This window comes from Actinoplanes sp. NPDC020271 (assembly GCF_044388125.1).
Taxonomy (GTDB): domain Bacteria; phylum Actinomycetota; class Actinomycetes; order Mycobacteriales; family Micromonosporaceae; genus Actinoplanes.
This window is the reverse complement of record NZ_JBIRWQ010000019.1, coordinates 49,483-69,031: the sequence shown is the minus strand read 5'-3', so window position 1 is coordinate 69,031 and position 19,549 is coordinate 49,483. Positions and strand designations below refer to the sequence as shown.

Here is a 19,549-nt window from a genome sequence, read left to right as displayed (position 1 = left end):
AGGTCTGCTCGCCGCGCTGGGGGCGGTCGCGCGAAGGCGGTGACAGCCGTCGCGCCAGGTCTGCTCGCCGCGCTGGGGGCGGTCGCGCGAAGGCGGTGACAGCCGTCGCGCCAGGTCTGCTCGCCGCGCTGGGGGCGGTCGCGCGAAGGCGGCGGGTGCGCGACAGCGGCCGGCCGGCCATCAGCCGGACAAGCGCTGCGGCCGCCGAGGCGACGGTGCGCCCGGACGGGCGGGACCAGTTCGTGGCCGGGCGAGCTGATCGGCCGGCGCGTTCAGCCGACCAGGGCGAGCATGAGCAGGCCGATCAGCGCGGAACCGGTCAGCCGCCCAAGGCCACCGCGAGCAGGCCGACCAGCGCGGTCACGGTCAGCTTGCCGGTGAGGGGTTGCCGATATTCTCACGGGGTGACGAAGGACAGGCGGCGGCCCGGAGCGCTCGAAGGTGCCGTCATGACAGCGCTGTGGGCGGCAGGCGCGCCGATGACCGCGGCCCAGGTGCAGGAGCGGGTCGGCGGCGACCTGGCGTACAACACGCTGCAGACGATCCTGATCCGGCTGCACGAGAAGGGGATGCTGCAGCGGCGCCGGGCCGGGCGCGGGCATGAGTACTGGCCGGTCGAGGATGCCGCGACCACCGCTGCGGCTCGGATGCGGGCGGTGCTGGCCGACGGCTCCGACCGGCACGCCGTGCTGCGGCAGTTCGCCGCCGGGCTGGACGCCTCCGACGCTGCGATCCTGTGGGACCTGCTCGCCGACTCCGACCAGCCGGCCTGACCGCGCCGTCCACCCGCCGGCACAACTCCTCTGCGGCTGGCCCCGTCATCCCCGGCACCCCGACCGCCCCGGACGCCGCCGGGCTCATCGCCGCGCGGTCCCACAGCGTGCCCGTGGCCACGGGCACGCCGGTGCTGGGCGGTGGGCTCACGACCTACGCCTGAAACGGTTGTTCTTCTCATGCCTTCGATGCTCGGGTCTGCCCTTGGGGCAGAGTCAAGCCCGCCCGGAAGGAATGCCGATGACGCCGAGCCGGCGTCAAACGGAGCGTCAAACGGGGCAGCGGTCTGATGGGCGCAGGGCCGGGAAACGCCCGGGCCGATACTGTCGGGAGACGACAATGCCGCTGTTCATGGATGTCCACAATGTCGGCGACGGGCTGCTGGCCGGTGACGTCGCCGCCGCGCACGAGGCCGATCTGGCCACGCAGTCCGACTTCGGTGTCAACTACTTGAAGTACTGGGTGGACGAGACCGGCGGGAAGATCTTCTGCCTGGTCGACGCGCCGGACGCGGAGGCGGCCGGCGCGGTGCACCGCAAGGCGCACGGGCTGGTGGCCGACGAGATCTACCCGATCAGCGCGCAGGGCTGATCGGTCGAGGGGAGGGCCGGGCCGGCGATGGGTCTGACCGTGCATCTGCTCGGTCCGCCGCGGGTCGAGCGGCCCGGCGCGGATGCCTGCCAGATGCGCAGCCGCAAGAGTTGGGCGTTGCTGGCCTGCCTGCTGCTCAGCGAGCGACCGCTGACCCGCGGGCGGCTCGCCGGGCTGCTGTACGCGGAGGCGCAGGACCCGCTGCGGGCCCTGCGCTGGGGTCTGGCCGAGATCCGCCGCTGCCTGGGGGTCACCCTCGACGGCGATCCGGTGGTGCTGGGCCTGCCGCCGGACGCCGTCGTCGACGTCACCGTGCTGGCCCACGGTTCCTGGACCGCCGCGGTCGACCTGCCCGGTCTCGGTGCCGAACTCCTCGAGGGCGTCACCGTGCGGGACGCGCCGGCGTTCGAGTCGTGGCTGCTCTCCGAGCGGCGGCGGATCGCCGCGGCGGCCGAGGCGATCCTGCACGAGGCGGCCCTGGGCCGGCTCGCCGAGGACGATCTCGACGCGGCGACCCGCCTGGCGCAGCGTGCGGCCGCGATGAGTCCGCTCGACGAGAACCACCAGGCGCTGGTGATCCGGTTGTACCGGCTGGCCGGGGACGATCGGGCCGCGGACCGGCAGTTCGCGGCGGTCACCGAACTGTTCCGCCGAGAGCTCGGGGCCGCGCCGGGGCGGGCGGTCGAGCAGGCGATCGGAGAAGGGCGGCGGCGCCGGGAGGCCGCGGCGGACGACGCGTCCGTCGAGGCGATCGTGGAGTCGGGCGCGGCGGCGGTGGCGGCCGGGGTGGTGGAGACCGGGGTGCGGTCGTTGCGGACCGCGATGTCGCTGGCCGACCGGGCCGGCAGTGGGGCGCTGCGGCTGACAGCTCGGCTGCGGTTGGCCGAGGCGCTGATCCATTCGTTGCGGGGCCTGGACGAGGAAGGGCTGGCCGTGCTCTACGAGGCGGAACGGCTCGGGCTCGACGGCGGCGACCTGGCGGCGGTGGCGCGGGCCCGGGCGGAGATCGGGTATGTCGACTTTCTGCGTGGCCGTTACGACCGTAGTCATCGGTGGCTCAGCGATGCGCTGGCCGTCGCCGGCGGGTCGGAGGCGATCACCGCTCGGGTCACCACCTACCTCGGCTCGGTGGAGAGCGACCGGGCGGCTTACGGCCCGGCCCGGCGGCTGCTCTCGCAGGCGGCCGGGCTTGCGCGTTCCTGCGGGGACCGACGAACTGAGGCGTACGCGTTGTCCATGCTCGGCCGGGTGCAGCTGCTCACCGGGAGCCTTCCGTCGGCGGCGGAGCACCTCGACGCGGCTGTCCGGCTCGCCGAGCAGGACCACTGGCTGGCGTTTCTGCCGTGGCCGCAGGCCCTGCGCGGAGAAGTGCACCTCGCCGCGGCGGAACCGGAGATCGCGGCGAGCATGCTGCAGCAGGCCTTCGCACGGGCCTGCCGGCTCGGGGATCCGTGCTGGGAGGGGATCGCGGCGCGGTCGCTGGCGCTGATCGCGGAAGCGAGCGGGGACAGCGGGCGGGCGTTCGAGCTGCTGGCGGACGCACGGCGGCGGTCGAACCGGATGGCCGACTCGTATGTGTGGCTCGACGCGTACATCCTTGACGCGCAGTGCCGGCTGGGGCGGCGGCACGGGCATCCGAACACGCCGCTGTGGGTCGGTGCGCTGCGGCGGCTGGCGTCACGGACCGGGATGCGGGAGATGGTGGTGCGGGCGATGTGGCACGGGGGTGCGCTGGGCGGCGCCGGGGATCGGGAGGCGGCTCGGTTGCTGGCCGGGGACATCGGGAACCCGGCGCTGGACGCGCTGCTGGCGGGACGGGCGCTTTCACGGCGTACGCAATCAGGGGCTTGATCCTGGTTGGCACCGGGGTCAGACGAGAGCGGTGGCCAGCAGGGTGAAGGCCGCGATGATGATCGCGACGCGCACGTGGTGGAAGCGGTCCCAGCGGCTCATCTGCCGCCGCCAGTCGGCCGGGCGGTTCGCGGCGGTCCACGTCTTGCCGCGGTTGTTGATCGGGACGAGCAGCGCGATCGACATGATCACGCTGAGCAGCAGGAGCCCGCCCGCGGTGACGACGAGGGCAACGCCGGACTCGTGGTGGGCGGTGACGGCCCAGATCGTGACGAGGACGAGCGAGCCGATGTACCAGAAGGGCATGACGGCGCCGAGCATCCGGCCGCCGTGGGCGCGACCGGCGATGAGGCTGTCGTCCGGCAGGCCGGCGAGGATCGGGTTGATCACGAAGGCGACGGCGAACTCGACGCCGACCATCACGCCGACGACCACGATGGTGAGCACTTGCAGCATGGCGACCCTCCAGAATCTAGCACTGACAGATGATGTGTCGACGCTAGCATTGCTCATGCTCGATTGGCTAGCGGTGCTAGGATTCGGCCATGTCGGTACAGGGACGCAAGGAACGCGAACGAGCCGAGCGCGAGCGCCTGATCCTGGCGACGGCCCGTGAGATCGCCGAGCAGCAGGGGTGGGACGCGGTCACCACCCGGCGGCTCGCCGAGCGGATCGAGTACAGCCAGCCGGTGCTCTACAGCCACTTCCGGGGCAAGCGCGAGATCATCGGCGCCGTCGCCCTCGAAGGTGCCACCGAGCTGGCGGTGGCGCTGCGGGCCGCAGTCGGTGCCGCCGACGAGCCGCGTGACCGGGTTGTCGCCCTCGCCCGTGCCTACCTCGGCTTCGCCGCGCGAAGTCCCGCCGTCTACGACGCGATGTTCCAGCTCGACGGCGGCCTGGCGTTCGCCCGGGAGGACACCCCGGAGCCGTTGAAGGACGCGTTCGCCGCCCTGCTGGAGAACCTCGGGGACGTCGCCGGCGACGGAGTCGAGCCGGGGCTGTTCACCGAGCTGTTCTGGGCCGGGCTGCACGGGCTGGCCACGTTGACCCGGGCCGGTCGACTGCCGCCGGAGCTGGCCGAGCGCCGGACGCAACTGCTGGTGGACCGGCTCGCCGTGCTCTGACCTTCCGTCACCCCCGGGGTCGATGCTCTTGTCGGCACCTCCAGGGCGGGGCATGGCCATGGCTCGCCTTGACCGCGGTACTACGAAATCGTATATTCCGAAATCGTGATATCCGATGAGGTGCCACCCGACTGGTCAGCCCTGCTCGCCCTGCAGCGCGCGACCCACGCCACTCTGCAGGTTCTCGCCGCCGAACTGGTCGATCTCGATCTGACCGCCTCCGAGATCAACGCCTTGGCCAACCTCGCCGACGGCCGGGGCCGCACGATCTCCGAGCTGGGTAAGGCGGTGGGCGTGCGACCCACCACGCTCAGCAGCGTGCTGGACCGTCTCGAGCGACGTGACCACATCACCCGGGGCGCCCGCCCGGGGGACCGCCGGGTTGTCGTCGTCGAGCTGACCGCGGCCGGCCGCGAGGCAGCCACCGCCATCCGCGAGTCGATCACTCGCATCGAGCAACGAGCGCTCGAAGGCCGGTCGGCCGCCGAGATCGCCGTCCTGCGGCAGAGCCTGGAGATCCTGGCGGGAATGCCGGCATGACGACCCCTTCGTCGTCGAGTGCCGCAGCGGCAGCCTTCGCATCGTTGATGGCCCAGGTGATGGCCACCGCCGAGCTGTTCGGCCACCGGGAGCATGTCCACCTGACCTGGCTGGCCGTGCGCCGGTACGGAACACCCGAAGCGGTCGCCCTCATCAGCGACGGCATCCAGCGCACCGCCCGCTATGCCGGCGCGCCGCAGAAATACCACGCGACGGTCAGCCGGGCCTGGGTCGAACTCATCGGGCACCACGCGTCCGAGACCCCTGAGGAAAGCTTCGCCCGTTTCGCGGAGCGCCACCCGGCCCTGCTCGACAAGCGGTTGCTCACTCGCTTCTACCACCCGGCGACACTGGCCGGCCCGGCCGCCAGGCAGGGCTGGGTCGCTCCCGATCGCGCGCCGTTCCCCTTCGATCAGTGACCAGCCCTGTATCGCCTCGCGGAGCACGTCGGGCGACATGGCGCAGGGCGGAGTGAAGATGGCCGCCGACGGCCGTGAGCCGGGCCGCCCGGTGGCGGCGTGACCGCGCTCCCCTGCACCTCGGCGCCGCGCCGGGGCGGCCCGGGCCGCTGGATCACTGCCCGGGCCGCTGCGCTCACGGAGTGACCGTCAGCAGATGGGCTTTGAACCCTTCCCCGTAGGTCTTGGTCGGCGTGCCGTCCACGTTCTCGATCAGCACGTTGCCGGAACTGCCGCAGATCCCCCAGGCGTTCCACGTCCAGGCCAGGTAGCCGACCGCGTTCTTGTCGGCCCAGGCCATCACCTGGTCGATGTAGTCATGGGCGCAAGTGTTCTGCCCGATCTCCCCGGCGGTCACCGGGACCTGCGCCGCGACCGTGCCGATCTGGCTGTCCCAGCAGGCCACGGTCACGCAGGCGTTGAAGTTGTAGGAGTGCCAGGACGCGACGATGTTTCCGGCCGGGTCGCTGGGCTTGTAGGTCAGCCACTGGGTCAGGTCGTTCGTCCAGGTCAGCCCGGCGACCAGCAGGACGTTGGTCGCGCCGGTGCCGCGGACCGCGTCGACCAGGCTCTGCATACCGGCGACCGGGTAGCTGATGCCGGTGCAGGTGCCGCCGTCGCGCAGGCATTTCCAGGCCGCGGTCGCGTCGGTCCAGTTGTTCGCGGCGTCCGGGTACGGCTCGTTGAACAGGTCGAACAGCACCGCGTTGTTGCCCTTGAAGACGCCGGCGACGCCGGCCCAGAACTTCGGGGCGTACTCGGCGTCCGGCATCGGCTTCTGGCAGGTCGCGTTGACGTCGGCGCAGGCGGTCGACGTGCCGGTGTAGACGCCGTGCGTCCAGTGCAGGTCGAGGATCGGATTGATCCCGTTGGCGACCAGAGCGTCCGCGAACGCTTTGACCTCCTGCTGGTACGCGGCCCCGCTGGGCGTGCCGTAGGTGCCGAGCCAGCAGTCCTCGTTGAGCGGGATCCGCACCGCGTGCACGTTCCACGCCTTCATCGCGTCGATGTTCGCCTGAGTGCCCGGCTCGCCGTCCCACATGCCTTTGCCCTGCACACAGGCGAACTCGCCGCTGGACCGGTTGACGCCGAGCAGCCGGTAGGGTTTGCCGGCCGCGGTCACCAGCTTGTTGCCGGAGACGTGCAGTGCCGGAGCGGGTCCGCTGCTGCTGCTCGGCGGAGGCGAACTGGGAGTCGTCGTCCCGCCGTTGCAGGCCACACCGTTGACCCGGAAAGCGGTCGGATCTGCATTGGCGCTGGTGAATGAGCCGATGAAGCCCAGCGACGACACGCTGCCGCCCGTGGGGACGCTCCCGTTCCAACTCGCGTTCGTGACCGTGACGTGCGAGCCGGTCTGCGCCCAGGTGGCATTCCACCCCTGGGTCACCTTCTGACCGGCGTCGGGGAAGTCGAATTCGAGTTTCCAGGCGGTGAGCGGATCACCGAGGTTGGTGATCGCGACCGAGCCCTGGAAACCGTTCTGCCAGCGGCCGGTCACGGTGTAGTTCACCGAGCACCCGGAGGCCGCGGCCGAGGCCGGCAGGACCACCCCGACCAGGGCGGTCGCAGCCAGCACACCGACTGCGGCGACTGACGACGTACGGCGAAATCGCATGTGAGCTTTTCTCCTTGCGTGGGGATGCGGCAGATCGGGGGCTGCCGCTTCGCCGCACGCTTGCGAACTTAAGCCTTTAAGTCAAGACCGCAAAGCACATTCATCACGTACGATGTCTTCGTGCAGCCCGACTCGGCTTAAACGCTTAATCAGGGGGTGCGGATGAAGCGCCCGACGATCGCGGAGATAGCCGCCCGGGCCGGCGTCTCGATCGGCGCCGTGTCCTATGCGCTCAACGGCCGCCCCGGCGTGTCGGCGGAGACGCGGCGCCGCATTCTGCAGATCGCCGACGAGATCGGATGGCGACCCAGCGTCGCCGCCCGCTCGTTGTCGGGCTCCCGCGCGCACAGCGTCGGCCTGGTCATCGCCCGCCCCGCCGACACCCTCGGCGCCGAACCGTTCTTCATGCGCTTCATCGCCGGTCTCGAACGTGAACTGTCCCGCCAGCACATCGGCCTCCTGCTGCAGGTCGTCGACGACCACCGCGCCGCGATCGAGGAGACACGCCGCTGCTGGGCCGAACGCCGCGTCGACGGCATGATCCTCACCGACCTGTGGACGCACGACTCGCGCATTCCGGTCCTGGAGGAACTCGGCATCCCGTCCGTGCTGGTCGGCGGCCCGCGCACGGACAGCCGCCTGCCCTCGGTCTGGACCGACGACATCGAAGCGGTCACCGGGGCCGTCGACTACCTCGTCGCGCTCGGCCACCAGCGCATCGCCCGCGCCGCCGGCCTGCCCGCCCTGGAACACACGCAGGTGCGCATCAGCGCCTTCCGCACCGCGATCCGCGCCCACGGCCTGGCCGACCCGCAGGTCATCGAGACCGACTACACCTGGGAGGCGGGCGTGCGCGCCACCCGCACGCTGCTGTCCCGGCGCGACCGCCCGACCGCGATCATGTACGACAACGACGTGATGGCCGCTGCCGCGCTCAACGTCGCCCAGGAGATGAACGTCGCCGTCCCGGACGAGCTGTCCATCGTCGCCGGCGACGATTCCACGCTGTGCTTCCTGGTCCGGCCGGCGCTGACCGCGCTGGCCCGCGACATCCAGGCGTACGGCGTGCACACCGCGAAAGTCATGCTGGACGTGATCGACGGCCGCTCCCCCAGCTCCGAGCCGGACCAGCCGACCCGCCTGCTCGTCCGCGCCAGCACCGCCCCGCCGGCCTGAGCAGCGCACCCACAATTCCGGCAAGCATCGCAACTCCACGGCCGGGTAGGTCCTCGGAGGACGCGTCTCCCGCCGTGATGTGGTTCAGGCGCACCGCGCACGGTCCGCGGACCGGCCGGGTGGCGCGGCGACCCGCACGCTGATCGCCGGGCCGTCGACCGCCTGCCACGGGTCGCCTCCGGCTGCGCGTCGGCCGGCGGATGGTACGGCGACGGCCGCACCGCCGTCGGGTTGGTCCGATGGCGCCACCGGCTGCCATCCCGTTGTCGGTCGCTCACCCAGGCCCGATCGCTTCGAGCCCACCGCCCACCGGTCGTGCGTCGCCGGACTCGATGCGGTCGACGGTCTGCCGGCTCCAGGTGTGGACGGCTTCCGCCTGCTCGGGAGTCAACGTGTCGAAGAAGTAGCGGCGGATGTTGTCCGCGTGCCCCAGGATCGCGTTCTCGACGGCCCGGCGCCCCTTCTCGGTCAGGCCGATCGCGACGCGGCGTCCGCTGGTCTCGTGGTCGGTCCGCAGGACCAGGTCGCGGTTCTCCATCCGGGTCAGCTGGTGCGCGACCCGGCTCTTCTCCCAGGTGAGTGACTCGGCCAGCTCACCGACGCGCATCTGCCCGCGAGCCGTCCGGTGCAGGGTGACGAGCACGCTGAACTCGGCCTTGGAGATCCCGTACTGCCGCTGCAGATCCTGGTCCAGCGCCTGGCTGAGCAGGCGATGGGCCTGCATCCAGAGGTGCCACAGCTCCCACTGTTCCGGTTTCAGCGTCTGCGGTTCAGCCATGACGAAATGCTATCCGTACCGAGTTGACACGACAACTCATCGGGTTACAGTTGTCGCGTCAACTCGAATCGGAAACTCACTCGAGGAGGAACGTCATGGGGCGTACGGTCGTGATCGTCGGCGGAGGCTACGGCGGGACACTGGTGGCCAAGGAACTGGATGCCGACGCCGACGTCATCCTCGTCGACCCTCGGGAGGGGTTCGTCAACGCCGCCGCGTCACTGCGGGCCCTGACCCGCCCGGCATGGGCCGCCAACGCCTTCTTCCCGTACGGAACCCTGCTCGACCGGGGAGAAGTCGTCCGTGATCGGGTCGTCTCGGCCGGCCCCGAGGGCGTGACCCTCGCTTCGGGCCGGCGTGTTCACGCCGACTACCTGGTGCTGGCCACCGGTTCGGGCTACTCGTACCCGGCCAAGCCACAGCCCGGCGCGGACGACATCGCCCAGCAGCTGGACGACCTCCGCGACACCCACGAGCAACTCGCCGGCGCCGGCCGCGTCCTGATCGTCGGCGCCGGCCCGGTCGGTCTGGAGCTCGCCGGGGAGATCAAGGACGTCTGGCCGGAGAAGAACGTGCTCGTCACCGACCGCGGCGACCGGCTCCTTCCCGGCTTCCTGCCCGAGGTCCGTGACGGCCTGCACCGCCAGCTGGACGAGAAGGGCATCGCCCTGCGGCTCGGCACCACCTTGACCGCGCTGCCGCCGGTCCCGGCCGGCCGGGCGACCCGTTTCACGGTCACCACCGGCGAGGGCGAGCCGGTCACCGCCGACATCTGGTTCCGCGCGTTCGGCGTCGAGATCAACACCGGCTACCTGACCGACGGACGCCTGACGCCACTGACCGGTGCCGGAACCGTCCCCGTGACCGGGCACCTCAACGTCCGCGGCTACGACCACGTCTACGCCATCGGCGACATCGCCGACCTGCCGGACCCGAAGATGGCGTCCTTCGCCATGGAGCACGCCGCGATCGTGGCGGCGAACATCCGGGCGCAGCTCGCCGGCGACGCGCCCGGGACCACCCACACCCCGACGCGCGGGCGGCGGATCCTCCTGCCACTGGGCCCGCACGCCGGCGTCGGCCAGCTCCCGGCCGCCGACGGGCCCGTTGCAGCCACCCCCGAAACCGTCCACCAGCGCAAAGGCGCCGACCTGTTCACGGCCCGCTTCGCCGCCCGCTTCAACCAGCCGGGGCCTTCGGCGCCAGGGCGCTGACGAACGAGTCCATCGCGGCGGTGGCCTGCCGCAACACCTCGACGGACCGGACCGGGTCGCCCGGGATCGCCAGCCGGTGGTCGGCGTTCGCCGCCTCGAAGAACGGGCGCCCGAGACCACGGGCGATCGCCGGCGCCCAGGTCGGGTCGGCCGTCCCGCCGAGCAGCAGGAACGGCGCGGTCGCCCGCTGCAGGTCGCCCGGCAGCTCGGAGTCGCGCAGCACCGGCGTGAGCCACACCGCGGGCAGCCCCCGATCAGCGGCGAGCGCGGCCGCGAAGCAGCCCATCGACTTCCCGGCCAGGGCGACCCGCCGATCCGGCTCCCCACCGAGCAACTGACTCAGGTACTGGTGGACGTAGGAGCGCAACTGCCGGTTCCACAGCGCGAAGTCGTCGCCGCGAGGCGGTAGCAGCGACGGCCACCGGACCGCCCGCGTCCTCCAGCCGTGTTTCGCGAACACCTCGCCGGCGAAGTGCAGGAGCGGGCGTTCCGCCGAGTAGTCCCCACCCGGGATCAACAGCGCGACTGCCATCCAGCGATGATATTCAATCTTCAAGCCCGGCGTGAGCGCGCTCGGCGGCCCGCCTTCCGTCGGCTCGGGTCAGCGCGAAGGCGGCGGCCGCGATCTGCAACAGCCCCGCCACCACCAGGGTCGGCCGGGCACCGGCAACCCCGATGATCGCGCCACCGAACAGCATGCCGACGGTCGACGCGCCGTCGTGGGCGACGCTTTCCGCGGCGAACGCGGCGCGCCGTTCCCCGCCCGTCGTCCGGCGGCTGATCAGCGTATTCACGGCGGCTATCCCGAATGGCATGACCGCACCGCCCACGGCCGCGCACGCTCCGACGAACGGAACCGAATTCGCCCCGGCCGCTATCGCCACGAACGACGTTCCGAGAACGATCCAGGCGACCGCGGCGGTCGGCAATGCGGACAGCCGACCGGTCATCGACGGGACCAGGATCGCGCCGGAGACCGAGCCGATGCCATATCCGGTCAGACCCGCCGCGATCAGCACGCCGGGGCGGCCGACCTGCGCGCCGAGCACGGCCAGACCCAGCGTGAACGCGAACCAGGCGAGGCCGCCGACGCCACTCATCACGATGATCCGGCGCAGTTCCGCGTGGCCGTGCCACACCTGCCGGAGGCGGACCGGCGGTTCGCGGAATGGCGGGCGGGCGCGCTCACCGCGTACCGGGAATTGCAGCAGAGCGGCCAGCACGATGCCGCAGCATTCGGACCAGAGAAGGGGAATGGTGCCGCCCGCCGCGACAGCGGCAGCGGCGATCGGTGGCGCGATGACCATGCTGACGCGATGTGCGAGATCCTGCCACGCCAGGGCCCGCGCGGGCGTTCCGGCGCCGAGGCGATCCCCGATGTCGGCGGTCAACGCGTGCCGCGCCGGCCCGGCGACGGCCGCGGCAGAACCTGAGATCAAACCCGCAATTGCCAGATGTACGGCCGTGACCCCGCCCGTCGAAGCAGCCACCGGCACGATGAGCAACCCGGCCACCTGCACGAGCATCGGCACCGAAAGTGATCGCCCGTCGGTGACGAGCCGCCGCAACCGCCCGGCCCACCACCCGGACGTGACCAGCGGCAGCCCGGCCGCCCCGGCGACCAGCCCGGTGGTCCATGCCGAGCCGGTCTGTTCCAGCGCGACCAGCGGCAACGCGACAGCGGTCAGCCGCTGGCCCATCCAGCTGACGGCCGTGGCCAGCAGCAGGATTCCCAGGTCCCGTCGTTCTCCCATGCCCTGATGCTGCCGACGATCGGTGACGCACGGTAGCGTGCACGTCCGCGGTGGTCAGCATAGGCTGGGCCTATGGGTTCATTGCCGGAGGTCGACGATCTTCGCCTGGTCACCGCGGTCGCCCGCCTCGGCTCGGTCGGTGCCGCCGCGCGAGAACTTCTGATCAGTCAGCCGTCGGCGAGTCAGCGGCTGGCCGCGCTGGAGCGCCGGGTCGGCGAGCGGCTCTTCGACCGCGATCCGACCGGCGCACGGCCGACCAGCGCCGGGCGGGAGATGGCCGACCGGGCGGCGCACATCCTGCACCACCTGGCCGCGCTCGTCGACCAGACCCGGGCCGCCGCGCGGGAGCGGCCGTTGACCGTCGGCACGTTCTCCAGTTTCGCGCCGCTGCTGTTCCCGGCCCTGGACATGCCGGTCACGCAGGTCACCGACCACGGCGATCGGATGATCGGATGGGTGGCGGAGGGTTCGCTGGACGCGGTGGTGGTGGCGATCGCCGACCAGGTGACGCTGCCGCCGGGCGTGGTCGCGACCCCGATCGGGCGCGACAGTCACGCGATGCTGTTCCCGGCCGGGGTTGCCGGTCCGGGCCGCGGTCGCCGGCCGTACCGGGACAGGGTCGTGATCGTCTACACGATCGACATGTCGTCGCCGGTCCTGCGCGACCGGCTGACCGCCCTGGGTGCCGAGCCGCGGCACGCCGCGACCGCGGAGACGGCGGTGCGCATGGCCCGGTCCCTCCGCGTGCCGGCGCTGATGCCGCGCTGCCTGGCCCGGATGTATGCGGACCCGGCCGACCTGGTGGCCACCGCCCCGATCCGCAACACCCTGCGCCTGGCCTTGGTCACTCTCGGTCCCCCGCCGGACGCGGTGCACCCCGCGACCCTGGCGGCACGGCTCGGACTCGTTCGATGACGTTCCGCCGGTGAGACCCGCACGGCAGATCCATACGTTTCCACCTTTTCCCGATGGGCACGTTAAGAGAGGACCACTCACGACACGACAGGAGGTCGCCCGACATGGCCGGCAAGGAACACGACGTGAATCGCAGTGCGCGCAGCGGCCGATTCGTCAAGGAGTCGACCGCGAAGAAGGATCCGAAGGCCACGAGCACCGAGCACGTCGGCAAGGAACGCGGCGACCGGGAGGTGAACCGGAGCACCAGCACCGGCCGGTTCGTCAAGAAGACGACCGCTGAGCTGCATCCGTCAACGACCGAGACGCAGAAGGTCTGACCAGAAGCAATCCCCCGGTTGCCGCTCCGAGCAATTGACACGCGGCAATGGCGACCAGCAGGATCGCGGGATCGCCCGACGCGAGCAGACCACCGGCGGCGGCTCCGGCCGCCGCCGCGGTCACCTTGAACCCGGCGCCCAGGCTGAACACCTGAGTGCGCAGCTCCGGCGGGGCCTCCCGGTCCCGGGTGCTCAACAGCGCGACCGCCGCGACGCCGCTGAACACCCCGGCCACGGCGAAGGACACCGCCGGCCAGGCGAGCGTGGCCAGCCCGAACGGCACTGTCATCGCCGCCGTGCAGAGCACCACCACGAGTTCCGGCCGCCGGTGCACGGCCGGGATCCGCGTGCAGAGCACCGAGGCGAGCAGCCCGCCGCACGCGCTCACCGAAAGAAGCAGACCGGTCAGCGCGGGCCGGTGCTGGTGGGCCGCGATCGAGGCAGCGGCCAGCGGCAGCGCCCCGAAACCGAGCATCTGAAACGTCGAGGCGGCGGTCACCGCAGCCAGTCGACGCCGTTTCACAAAAACCCCGAAACCCGCCATGGGGCGTACGGCCCGAGCCGTCGACGGCGACCAGCCGCGCAACGGCAACGTCAGGAACAGCGCCGCACCCGCCACCACGAACGCGCCCAACCCGGCCAGGGCCCAGCCCGCGCCCGCCCAGCCGGCGAGCACCGCCGCGACCGCCGGGCCGGCGATCCCCGCGGTCCCGTAGGTCCCGGCGTCGAGACTGAACGCGCGGGCCCGGTTCTCCGGAACCAGTTCACCGAGCAGACTGCTGAGACCGCCGAGCATCAGCGGGGAGAGGCAACCGGCGCTGACCAGGATCAGCGCGGCCACCCAGGACCACGAGCCGATCAGGGTCGCGGCTACGGCCAGACTCACGCCGTACCAAATGAAAGCGGTTGAATAAAGCAATCGACGGCGGCGGATGCGATCGGCGGCCGCTCCGACCAGCGGCGCGGCGAGCACATGCGGCACCATCAGCGCCGCCACCAGGAGACCGCCGAGAGCCGCGTCGCCGGCGCGCTCCAGCGCGAGCAGCACGATAGCGACCCGGGCGCCCTCGTCGGCGAGACGGACAGCGACAGCGGACAGCAGATATCGAGCCAGAGTCATGGATGCCATTCTTTACCCGGCAGTGGTCTCCGGCACCTTCTCCGGAATGGCGTTTGCGCATTCGTCGACAGGGAACAACGCGAGTCGACTATCCGGAAAAGGAGTGATGAGCGATGCCACCGCGTAAGCGAGCGACAGTCAGCACCACGAGCCCGAGCTACACCGTGCCCGGGATCAAGCCCGAAGTTGCGGGTGAGGTCATCACGCTGTTGCAGGACCGGCTGAACGCGCTGAACGACCTCGCGCTCACCTTGAAGCACATTCACTGGAACGTCGTCGGGCCGCATTTCATCGCCGTTCACCAGATGCTCGACCCGCAGGTCGACGCGGTCCGCGAGATGGTCGACGACATCGCCGAGCGCATCGCCACCCTCGGCGGTTCCCCGGTCGGCACGCCCGGCGCGCTGGTCGCCCAGCGGACCTGGGACGACTACTCGATCGGCCGCGCCGACACCAACTCGCACCTGGCCGCGCTCGACATCGTCTACACCGGCGTGATCGAGGCGCACCGCGAGGCGATCGAGAAGACCGACGAGCCCGACCCGGTCACGCAGGACCTGCTCATCGCCCAGGCCGGGCAGCTCGAGCAGTACCACTGGTTCGTGCGCGCCCACCTGGAGAACGCGGCCGGCGTGCTGGTGACCGAGGGCGTCAAGGACGAGAAGACCGCCGCTCGGCGCGCCAAGCGCTGACCTGCACACGCGAAAGGCCGCCGGTGCTCCCGGCGGCCTTTTTGCTGGTACGGGCGTTGGTCCTCGCTGTATCGGAAGCCGCGCGTCACAGAACGGGACGGCACGTCACAGGATCGGTTTGCCGCCCGTGACCGGGATGATCGCGCCGGAGATGTAACTGCCCTCGTCGGAGGCGAGCAGCACGTAGGCGGGAGCGACCTCCTTCGGCTCCCCGGCGCGCCCCAGGGGTGTGTTCTTGCCGAACTCCGCCACCTGCTCCGGTGGCATCGTCGACGGGATCAGCGGCGTCCAGATCGGCCCGGGCGCGACCGCGTTGACCCGGATCCCCCGTTCGCCGAGCATCTGCGCCAGCCCCGCGGTGAAGTTCGCGATCGCACCCTTAGTCGTCGCGTACGGCAGCAGCGTCGGCTTCGGCTGGTCATAGTTGACCGAGCTGGTGTTGATGATCGACGCCCCCTCCCCGAGGTGCGGCAGCGCCGCCTTGACCAGCCGGAACATCGCGGTGATATTGGTGTCGAAGGTGTGCTGCCACTCCTCGTCGGGGATCTCCTCCACCGTCTCGTGCGTCATCTGGAACGCCGCGTTGTTCACCAGCACGTCGATCCCGCCGAGCTCGCGCACCGCCTGGTCGACGATCCGCTTGCTCAGCGCCGGGTCGGTCAGGTCCCCGGGTGCCAGCGCCACCTTGCGCCCGGCCGCCTCGACAAGCGCCGCGGTGTCCCGCGCGTCGTCCTGCTCCTCCGGCAGGTAGGAGATCAGCACGTCGGCGCCCTCCCGGGCGAACGCGATCGCCACCGCCCGCCCGATCCCGCTGTCCCCGCCGGTGATCACCGCCCGCTTGCCGGTGAGCCGCCCCGAACCCCGGTACGACTCCTCGCCGTGATCGGGCTTGCGGTCCATCCGGCTGGTGTGCCCGGGCGGCCGCTGCTGCGGCTCCTTCGCCTGCTGATCTTCTTTGGTGATGGTCATACCGGCCGCATTCCCCACCACACGGTATTTATTGCTGCAGGATCCGGATCGCGTTGCCGGACGGGTCACGCAGGCCCATGTCGGTGCCGTAGAAGTGCCGGATCGGTTCCTGCGTGAAGTCGGTGAAACCGCTCGCCTTGAGACTCTCGTACAGCCCGTGGATGTCGTCGGTGTTGAGCACGAGGCCGTTCAGCGCGCCCTTCGCGATCAGCTCGCGCAACTGCTCGGCGGTGGCCTCGTCGTGCAGGGGCGGGCCCGGCTGCTCCAGGCGGATCTCGGTGTCACCACCCGGGACGCGGACGGTCAGCCAGCGGTAGGAGCCCTGCTGGACGTCGTTGCTCTTCTCCAGACCGAGCCTGCCGGCGTAGAACTCCAGCGCTTCGTCCTTGTCCAGCACAAAAATCGATGCGACGTTCAGCTTCGTCATCATGGCCGCACGCTACGGAACGCGCCGGGCCGGCCGCTTCTCCAGAACTGCTCGATCCCGCGGCCGGATGGCCTGCGCGGTACCGGCCGGCTCAGCTCACGGCCGACTCAGCCCGAGCCCGGCTCAGCCCGAGCCCGGCTCAGCCCGAGCCCGGCTCAGCCCGAGCCCGGCTCAGCCCGAGGCCGGCTCAGCCCGAGGCCGGCTCAGCCCGAGGCCGGCTCAGCCCGAGGCCGGCTCAGCCCGAGGCCGGCTCAGCCCGAGGCCGGCTCAGCGCTGGGCGGGCCGAGGCCGGGTGGCGGCCATCTGCACGCAGTGCGGCACGACCAGCGGCCGCCCAGGCGAGATCCCCGCGCTTCGCCACGGCTGACCGCCGTCGGCAACGCCACCACTCGCCCGGCCGGCTCAGCGTTCGACCCGGTCACCCCACTCGGTCTCGCCGGTGGCGGTCACCGCCAAGTGGACGAAGATGCTGTCGTCGGTGGCACCGTGCCAGTGCGGAACCCCCGGCTCGACGTGCACCCAGTCGCCGGCCCGCAGCTCACGCGGCTCGTCGAGCCCCTCCCACTGGATCAGCCCGCGGCCGGTGACGACGATCAGCGCCTGCTCGCCGGTGTGGACGTGCCAGTGGGAGCGGCTGCCCGGCGCGTACGAGAACCGGTGCCCGCGCAGCCCGCCGGGGCGCTGCCGGTCGAGGATCTCGGCCTGCCACACGTCGCCGTCGAAGGTGCGCGACGGCCCGGCCGGCGACGGCACCGATGCTTCCGGAACGATTCTGAAGTAGCTGCTCATGCCTCCATCATCGCGAGAACGCGCTCGATACCACGAGGGTCCACCAGTTGGCCTCCGGCTGCGCCGATCAGCGCTCCGGCGGGGAAGGAGCGTACGGGCTGCGGCCCGCTCCGGCGGTCGCTGGGCTGCAACAAAATGCAAACGACGAAGTTTCTTGTGTGTTAATCGACGTCCTTCTATGCTCGGCTGAAGAAGCTTAGGAAAGCGCTTTCCTGCACCCCATCCCCAAGGAGCGCCGAGCATGAGAAAAACCCGGTTCATCGCCGCCGCGGGCACCGCCGTCGCCGCGGGCGCCATCGCCCTCGTCCTCCCCAACGCCCAGGCCTCCGCCGCCGTCACCGGCTCGGCCAGCGGTTTCGCCACCCAGAACGGCGGCACGACCGGCGGCACCACCGTGCGGGCCACCACCGGCACCCAGATCCACCAGGCCCTGTGCAGCCGGGCCAGCGCCAGCACCCCGATCGTCATCGAGGTGACCGGCACCATCAACCACGGCAACACGACGAAGGTCTCCGGCGCCAGCTGCAACACCGCCGCCGACAAGATCGAGCTGAAGGACATCTCCAACGTCACGATCGTCGGGGTCGGCAACGCCGTCTTCGACCAGCTGGGCATCCACATCAGGAACTCCAGCAACATCATCATTCAGAACGTGACCGTCCAGAACGTGAAGAAGTCCGGCTCACCGACGTCGAACGGCGGTGACGCGATCGGCATGGAGACCGACGTCCACAACGTCTGGGTCGACCACACCACGCTGATCGCCTCGGGCGGCGAGTCCGCCGGTTACGACGGCCTGTTCGACATGAAGGACAACACGAAGTACGTCACGCTGTCCTACAGCATCCTGCGCAACTCCGGCCGGGGCGGGCTCGTCGGCTCCAGCGACAGCGACCTGGCCAACGGGCCGATCACGTTCCACCACAACTGGTACGAGAACATCGACTCGCGCACGCCCCTGCTGCGGGGCGCGACCGCGCACATCTACAACAACTACTACCACAGCCTCAACGAGTCCGGGATCAACCCGCGCGCCGGCGGCAAGGCCAAGGTCGACAACAACTACTTCCAGGACTCGAAGGACGTGCTCGGCACGTTCTACACCGACCTGGCTGGATACTGGCAGGTCAGCGGCAACATCTTCGACAACGTGACCTGGTCGCCGGCCGACTCGGAGACCAACCCGGCCGGCCCGAACCCGGTTTCGAACACGACCGTCTCCATCCCGTACGCGTACACGCTGGACAACGCGTCCTGCGTACCGACGATCGTGAAGGCGACGGCCGGGGCGGACACCGGGCTGAAGAGTTCCACCGGCACCTGCGCCACCACCACGAGCAGCCCCAGCCCGACCACGTCGACCGGCCCCACCGCGTCACCGTCGACCTCGACGTCGCCGGCCACGCCCAGCGGCACCAACCTGAGCCTCGCCTCGGGCGCCGGCGCCGACGGTTCCAGCAAGGCCGGCGGCACCAGCTACGGCAACGTGAAGGACGGCAGCCTCACCACGTACTGGTCACCGAGCGGCACCACCGGTGACATCTCCATCAAGTGGGGTTCGGCCACCACCGTCTCGCGCATCAACATCCGCGAGGTCACCAGCGGCGTCATCGGCTCCTACCAGGTGATCAACGGCGCCACCGGCGCCGTCCTGGCCTCCGGTTCCGGAGCCGGCGTGATCAGTTTCGCCGCCACCTCCACGACGAAGATCACCTTCAAGATCAACTCCGCTTCCGGTACGCCGAAGGTCGCCGAGTTCGAGACCTACGCATCCTGACCACCCCGCCGGCGTCCGGGCTCGCCCCCGGACGCCGGCGCTCGTGGTCAAAGGCGGCGCACTCGCGTCACCGCACCCTCCGACGACCGCCCTGCCACCCAGCCGCGGACCACGCGCCGGGCACACAACGGCGCGCAGCGGCGGGGCGGCCCGGCCGATGTCATGAGGCGGCACGCTCGGCGGCGCTGCGCTCGATACAGAACTCGTTGCCTTCCGGGTCGGCGAGCGTGACCCATCCGGTCCCGTCCGGCCTGCGGTGATCCCCGACGAGTTTGGCACCGGCCCCGATCAGCCGCTCGACCTCCTCGTCCCGGCTGCGGTCCTGCGGCTGCAGGTCGAGGTGCACCCGGTTCTTCACCGCTTTGCCTTCGGGCACCCGGATGAACAGCATCGTCGGCAGTCCTTCGGCGGCCAGCGACGCCTCGGGGTCCCCGGGCTGATCGTCGTCGGCCGGCGGACGGCCCACTACCAGCGACCAGAACTGCGCCAGCTCGTACGGATCACCGCTCGTGTCGAACGTGATGCTGTGAATGCCTGCAACCATCGCGCTCTCCCCAGTGGACGAGTGCGCCCCGAAGCACAGCAACGGGGCGCGGGAAACCTGTCGATGACCATCTCACCGCACCTCCCCCCGGCCGGGGCACGCAACCCCGGCCGGAGGCCCG

22 protein-coding genes are annotated in these 19,549 nt (G+C 70.9%); 12 read left to right on the top strand and 10 right to left on the bottom strand.

Annotation, left to right across the window (positions count from 1 at the left end):
- Positions 1-377 precede the first annotated feature (377 nt).
- The 3 genes from ACH442_RS32940 to ACH442_RS32930 all read left to right on the top strand — a co-directional run bounded on the left by ACH442_RS32940 (position 378) and on the right by ACH442_RS32930 (position 3,216).
- On the top strand, positions 378-773 hold the full coding sequence (locus ACH442_RS32940) for a BlaI/MecI/CopY family transcriptional regulator (RefSeq protein WP_396342073.1): 396 nt from the start codon (positions 378-380) through the stop codon (positions 771-773).
- Positions 774-1,113: 340 nt separating this feature from the next.
- The gene (locus tag ACH442_RS32935) at positions 1,114-1,365 is read left to right on the top strand and encodes a DUF4242 domain-containing protein (protein ID WP_396342045.1); all 252 of its coding nucleotides are present in this window, start codon (positions 1,114-1,116) and stop codon (positions 1,363-1,365) included.
- Between the two features lie 27 nt (positions 1,366-1,392).
- Positions 1,393-3,216: a BTAD domain-containing putative transcriptional regulator gene (locus ACH442_RS32930; RefSeq protein ID WP_396342044.1), complete on the top strand. Its 1,824-nt coding sequence runs from the start codon at positions 1,393-1,395 to the stop codon at positions 3,214-3,216.
- A gap of 18 nt (positions 3,217-3,234) precedes the next feature.
- On the opposite strand, the gene ACH442_RS32925 is transcribed toward ACH442_RS32930, so the two are convergent.
- Entirely contained in the window at positions 3,235-3,672 is a 438-nt protein-coding gene (locus ACH442_RS32925; RefSeq protein WP_396342043.1) for an anthrone oxygenase family protein, read from the bottom strand.
- An 89-nt stretch (positions 3,673-3,761) separates the two neighbouring features.
- On the opposite strand from ACH442_RS32925, the gene ACH442_RS32920 reads away from it, so the two are divergent.
- From ACH442_RS32920 to ACH442_RS32910, 3 genes are all read left to right on the top strand, one after another.
- Entirely contained in the window at positions 3,762-4,340 is a 579-nt protein-coding gene (locus ACH442_RS32920; protein ID WP_396342042.1) for a TetR/AcrR family transcriptional regulator, read from the top strand.
- A gap of 105 nt (positions 4,341-4,445) precedes the next feature.
- Positions 4,446-4,880, top strand: coding sequence for a MarR family winged helix-turn-helix transcriptional regulator (locus ACH442_RS32915; protein ID WP_396342041.1), 435 nt, complete (start codon positions 4,446-4,448; stop codon positions 4,878-4,880).
- Entirely contained in the window at positions 4,877-5,299 is a 423-nt protein-coding gene (locus ACH442_RS32910) for a hypothetical protein (RefSeq protein ID WP_396342040.1), read from the top strand. Before ACH442_RS32915 ends, ACH442_RS32910 begins: the two co-directional genes overlap by 4 nt.
- A gap of 175 nt (positions 5,300-5,474) precedes the next feature.
- On the opposite strand, the gene ACH442_RS32905 is transcribed toward ACH442_RS32910, so the two are convergent.
- The gene (locus ACH442_RS32905) at positions 5,475-6,953 is read right to left on the bottom strand and encodes a cellulase family glycosylhydrolase (RefSeq protein ID WP_396342039.1); all 1,479 of its coding nucleotides are present in this window, start codon (positions 6,951-6,953) and stop codon (positions 5,475-5,477) included.
- A gap of 162 nt (positions 6,954-7,115) precedes the next feature.
- Here ACH442_RS32905 and ACH442_RS32900 point away from each other — a divergent pair, with 162 nt between their 5' ends.
- On the top strand, positions 7,116-8,129 hold the full coding sequence (locus ACH442_RS32900; RefSeq protein WP_396342038.1) for a LacI family DNA-binding transcriptional regulator: 1,014 nt from the start codon (positions 7,116-7,118) through the stop codon (positions 8,127-8,129).
- A gap of 274 nt (positions 8,130-8,403) precedes the next feature.
- Here the strand turns inward: ACH442_RS32900 and ACH442_RS32895 are convergent, their stop codons facing one another.
- Positions 8,404-8,907, bottom strand: a complete 504-nt coding sequence (locus tag ACH442_RS32895; RefSeq protein WP_396342037.1) for a MarR family winged helix-turn-helix transcriptional regulator — start codon at positions 8,905-8,907, stop codon at positions 8,404-8,406.
- A gap of 95 nt (positions 8,908-9,002) precedes the next feature.
- On the opposite strand from ACH442_RS32895, the gene ACH442_RS32890 reads away from it, so the two are divergent.
- On the top strand, positions 9,003-10,121 hold the full coding sequence (locus ACH442_RS32890) for an NAD(P)/FAD-dependent oxidoreductase (RefSeq protein ID WP_396342036.1): 1,119 nt from the start codon (positions 9,003-9,005) through the stop codon (positions 10,119-10,121).
- Here ACH442_RS32890 and ACH442_RS32885 read toward each other — a convergent pair.
- Together ACH442_RS32885 and ACH442_RS32880 are read right to left on the bottom strand one after the other, a co-directional pair.
- Complete coding sequence (locus ACH442_RS32885; protein WP_396342035.1) at positions 10,087-10,653, bottom strand: alpha/beta hydrolase; 567 nt, start codon at positions 10,651-10,653, stop codon at positions 10,087-10,089. The two genes, ACH442_RS32890 and ACH442_RS32885, sit on opposite strands and share 35 nt — an antisense overlap.
- Positions 10,654-10,666: 13 nt before the next feature.
- On the bottom strand, positions 10,667-11,875 hold the full coding sequence (locus ACH442_RS32880; protein WP_396342034.1) for an MFS transporter: 1,209 nt from the start codon (positions 11,873-11,875) through the stop codon (positions 10,667-10,669).
- A 72-nt stretch (positions 11,876-11,947) separates the two neighbouring features.
- Between ACH442_RS32880 and ACH442_RS32875 the strand changes: the two genes are divergently transcribed.
- Together ACH442_RS32875 and ACH442_RS32870 are read left to right on the top strand one after the other, a co-directional pair.
- On the top strand, positions 11,948-12,790 hold the full coding sequence (locus ACH442_RS32875) for a LysR family transcriptional regulator (RefSeq protein WP_396342033.1): 843 nt from the start codon (positions 11,948-11,950) through the stop codon (positions 12,788-12,790).
- A gap of 125 nt (positions 12,791-12,915) precedes the next feature.
- Positions 12,916-13,110 carry a hypothetical protein gene (locus tag ACH442_RS32870; RefSeq protein WP_396342032.1) on the top strand — a complete coding sequence of 65 codons (195 nt, stop codon included), beginning with the start codon at positions 12,916-12,918 and terminating at the stop codon, positions 13,108-13,110.
- Here ACH442_RS32870 and ACH442_RS32865 read toward each other — a convergent pair.
- Complete coding sequence (locus tag ACH442_RS32865) at positions 13,055-14,230, bottom strand: MFS transporter (RefSeq protein WP_396342031.1); 1,176 nt, start codon at positions 14,228-14,230, stop codon at positions 13,055-13,057. The genes ACH442_RS32870 and ACH442_RS32865 overlap by 56 nt on opposite strands.
- A gap of 113 nt (positions 14,231-14,343) precedes the next feature.
- Between ACH442_RS32865 and ACH442_RS32860 the strand changes: the two genes are divergently transcribed.
- Entirely contained in the window at positions 14,344-14,922 is a 579-nt protein-coding gene (locus ACH442_RS32860; protein ID WP_396342030.1) for a Dps family protein, read from the top strand.
- A 105-nt stretch (positions 14,923-15,027) separates the two neighbouring features.
- Here ACH442_RS32860 and ACH442_RS32855 read toward each other — a convergent pair whose 3' ends face one another.
- From ACH442_RS32855 to ACH442_RS32845, 3 genes are all read right to left on the bottom strand, one after another.
- Positions 15,028-15,891 (bottom strand): SDR family oxidoreductase, encoded by an 864-nt coding sequence (locus ACH442_RS32855; protein WP_396342029.1) that lies wholly within the window; start codon positions 15,889-15,891, stop codon positions 15,028-15,030.
- Positions 15,892-15,919: 28 nt separating this feature from the next.
- A complete protein-coding gene (locus tag ACH442_RS32850) occupies positions 15,920-16,321 on the bottom strand; it encodes a VOC family protein (RefSeq protein WP_396342028.1) in 402 nt (133 codons plus the stop codon).
- A 399-nt stretch (positions 16,322-16,720) separates the two neighbouring features.
- Positions 16,721-17,107, bottom strand: a complete 387-nt coding sequence (locus tag ACH442_RS32845; protein WP_396342027.1) for a cupin domain-containing protein — start codon at positions 17,105-17,107, stop codon at positions 16,721-16,723.
- 241 nt (positions 17,108-17,348) lie between these two features.
- Here ACH442_RS32845 and ACH442_RS32840 point away from each other — a divergent pair, with 241 nt between their 5' ends.
- Positions 17,349-18,884 (top strand): polysaccharide lyase family 1 protein, encoded by a 1,536-nt coding sequence (locus ACH442_RS32840; RefSeq protein ID WP_396342026.1) that lies wholly within the window; start codon positions 17,349-17,351, stop codon positions 18,882-18,884.
- A gap of 160 nt (positions 18,885-19,044) precedes the next feature.
- Here ACH442_RS32840 and ACH442_RS32835 read toward each other — a convergent pair whose 3' ends face one another.
- Positions 19,045-19,428, bottom strand: coding sequence for a VOC family protein (locus tag ACH442_RS32835; protein WP_396342025.1), 384 nt, complete (start codon positions 19,426-19,428; stop codon positions 19,045-19,047).
- Positions 19,429-19,549 lie beyond the last annotated feature (121 nt).

Excerpts from the sequence above, each read along its gene's own strand:
- ACH442_RS32890 (WP_396342036.1), top strand. The coding sequence starts at position 9,003 with ATGGGGCGTACGGTCGTGATCGTCGGCGGAGGCTACGGCGGGACACTG.
- ACH442_RS32860 (WP_396342030.1), top strand. The coding sequence starts at position 14,344 with ATGCCACCGCGTAAGCGAGCGACAGTCAGCACCACGAGCCCGAGCTAC.
- ACH442_RS32910 (WP_396342040.1), top strand. The coding sequence starts at position 4,877 with ATGACGACCCCTTCGTCGTCGAGTGCCGCAGCGGCAGCCTTCGCATCG.
- ACH442_RS32900 (WP_396342038.1), top strand. The coding sequence starts at position 7,116 with ATGAAGCGCCCGACGATCGCGGAGATAGCCGCCCGGGCCGGCGTCTCG.
- ACH442_RS32925 (WP_396342043.1), bottom strand. The coding sequence starts at position 3,672 with ATGCTGCAAGTGCTCACCATCGTGGTCGTCGGCGTGATGGTCGGCGTC.
- ACH442_RS32840 (WP_396342026.1), top strand. The coding sequence starts at position 17,349 with ATGAGAAAAACCCGGTTCATCGCCGCCGCGGGCACCGCCGTCGCCGCG.
- ACH442_RS32880 (WP_396342034.1), bottom strand. The coding sequence starts at position 11,875 with ATGGGAGAACGACGGGACCTGGGAATCCTGCTGCTGGCCACGGCCGTC.
- ACH442_RS32895 (WP_396342037.1), bottom strand. The coding sequence starts at position 8,907 with ATGGCTGAACCGCAGACGCTGAAACCGGAACAGTGGGAGCTGTGGCAC.
- ACH442_RS32865 (WP_396342031.1), bottom strand. The coding sequence starts at position 14,230 with ATGACTCTGGCTCGATATCTGCTGTCCGCTGTCGCTGTCCGTCTCGCC.
- ACH442_RS32935 (WP_396342045.1), top strand. The coding sequence starts at position 1,114 with ATGCCGCTGTTCATGGATGTCCACAATGTCGGCGACGGGCTGCTGGCC.
- ACH442_RS32850 (WP_396342028.1), bottom strand. The coding sequence starts at position 16,321 with ATGATGACGAAGCTGAACGTCGCATCGATTTTTGTGCTGGACAAGGAC.
- ACH442_RS32930 (WP_396342044.1), top strand. The coding sequence starts at position 1,393 with ATGGGTCTGACCGTGCATCTGCTCGGTCCGCCGCGGGTCGAGCGGCCC.
- ACH442_RS32885 (WP_396342035.1), bottom strand. The coding sequence starts at position 10,653 with ATGGCAGTCGCGCTGTTGATCCCGGGTGGGGACTACTCGGCGGAACGC.
- ACH442_RS32905 (WP_396342039.1), bottom strand. The coding sequence starts at position 6,953 with ATGCGATTTCGCCGTACGTCGTCAGTCGCCGCAGTCGGTGTGCTGGCT.
- ACH442_RS32835 (WP_396342025.1), bottom strand. The coding sequence starts at position 19,428 with ATGGTTGCAGGCATTCACAGCATCACGTTCGACACGAGCGGTGATCCG.
- ACH442_RS32845 (WP_396342027.1), bottom strand. The coding sequence starts at position 17,107 with ATGAGCAGCTACTTCAGAATCGTTCCGGAAGCATCGGTGCCGTCGCCG.
- ACH442_RS32875 (WP_396342033.1), top strand. The coding sequence starts at position 11,948 with ATGGGTTCATTGCCGGAGGTCGACGATCTTCGCCTGGTCACCGCGGTC.
- ACH442_RS32855 (WP_396342029.1), bottom strand. The coding sequence starts at position 15,891 with ATGACCATCACCAAAGAAGATCAGCAGGCGAAGGAGCCGCAGCAGCGG.
- ACH442_RS32920 (WP_396342042.1), top strand. The coding sequence starts at position 3,762 with ATGTCGGTACAGGGACGCAAGGAACGCGAACGAGCCGAGCGCGAGCGC.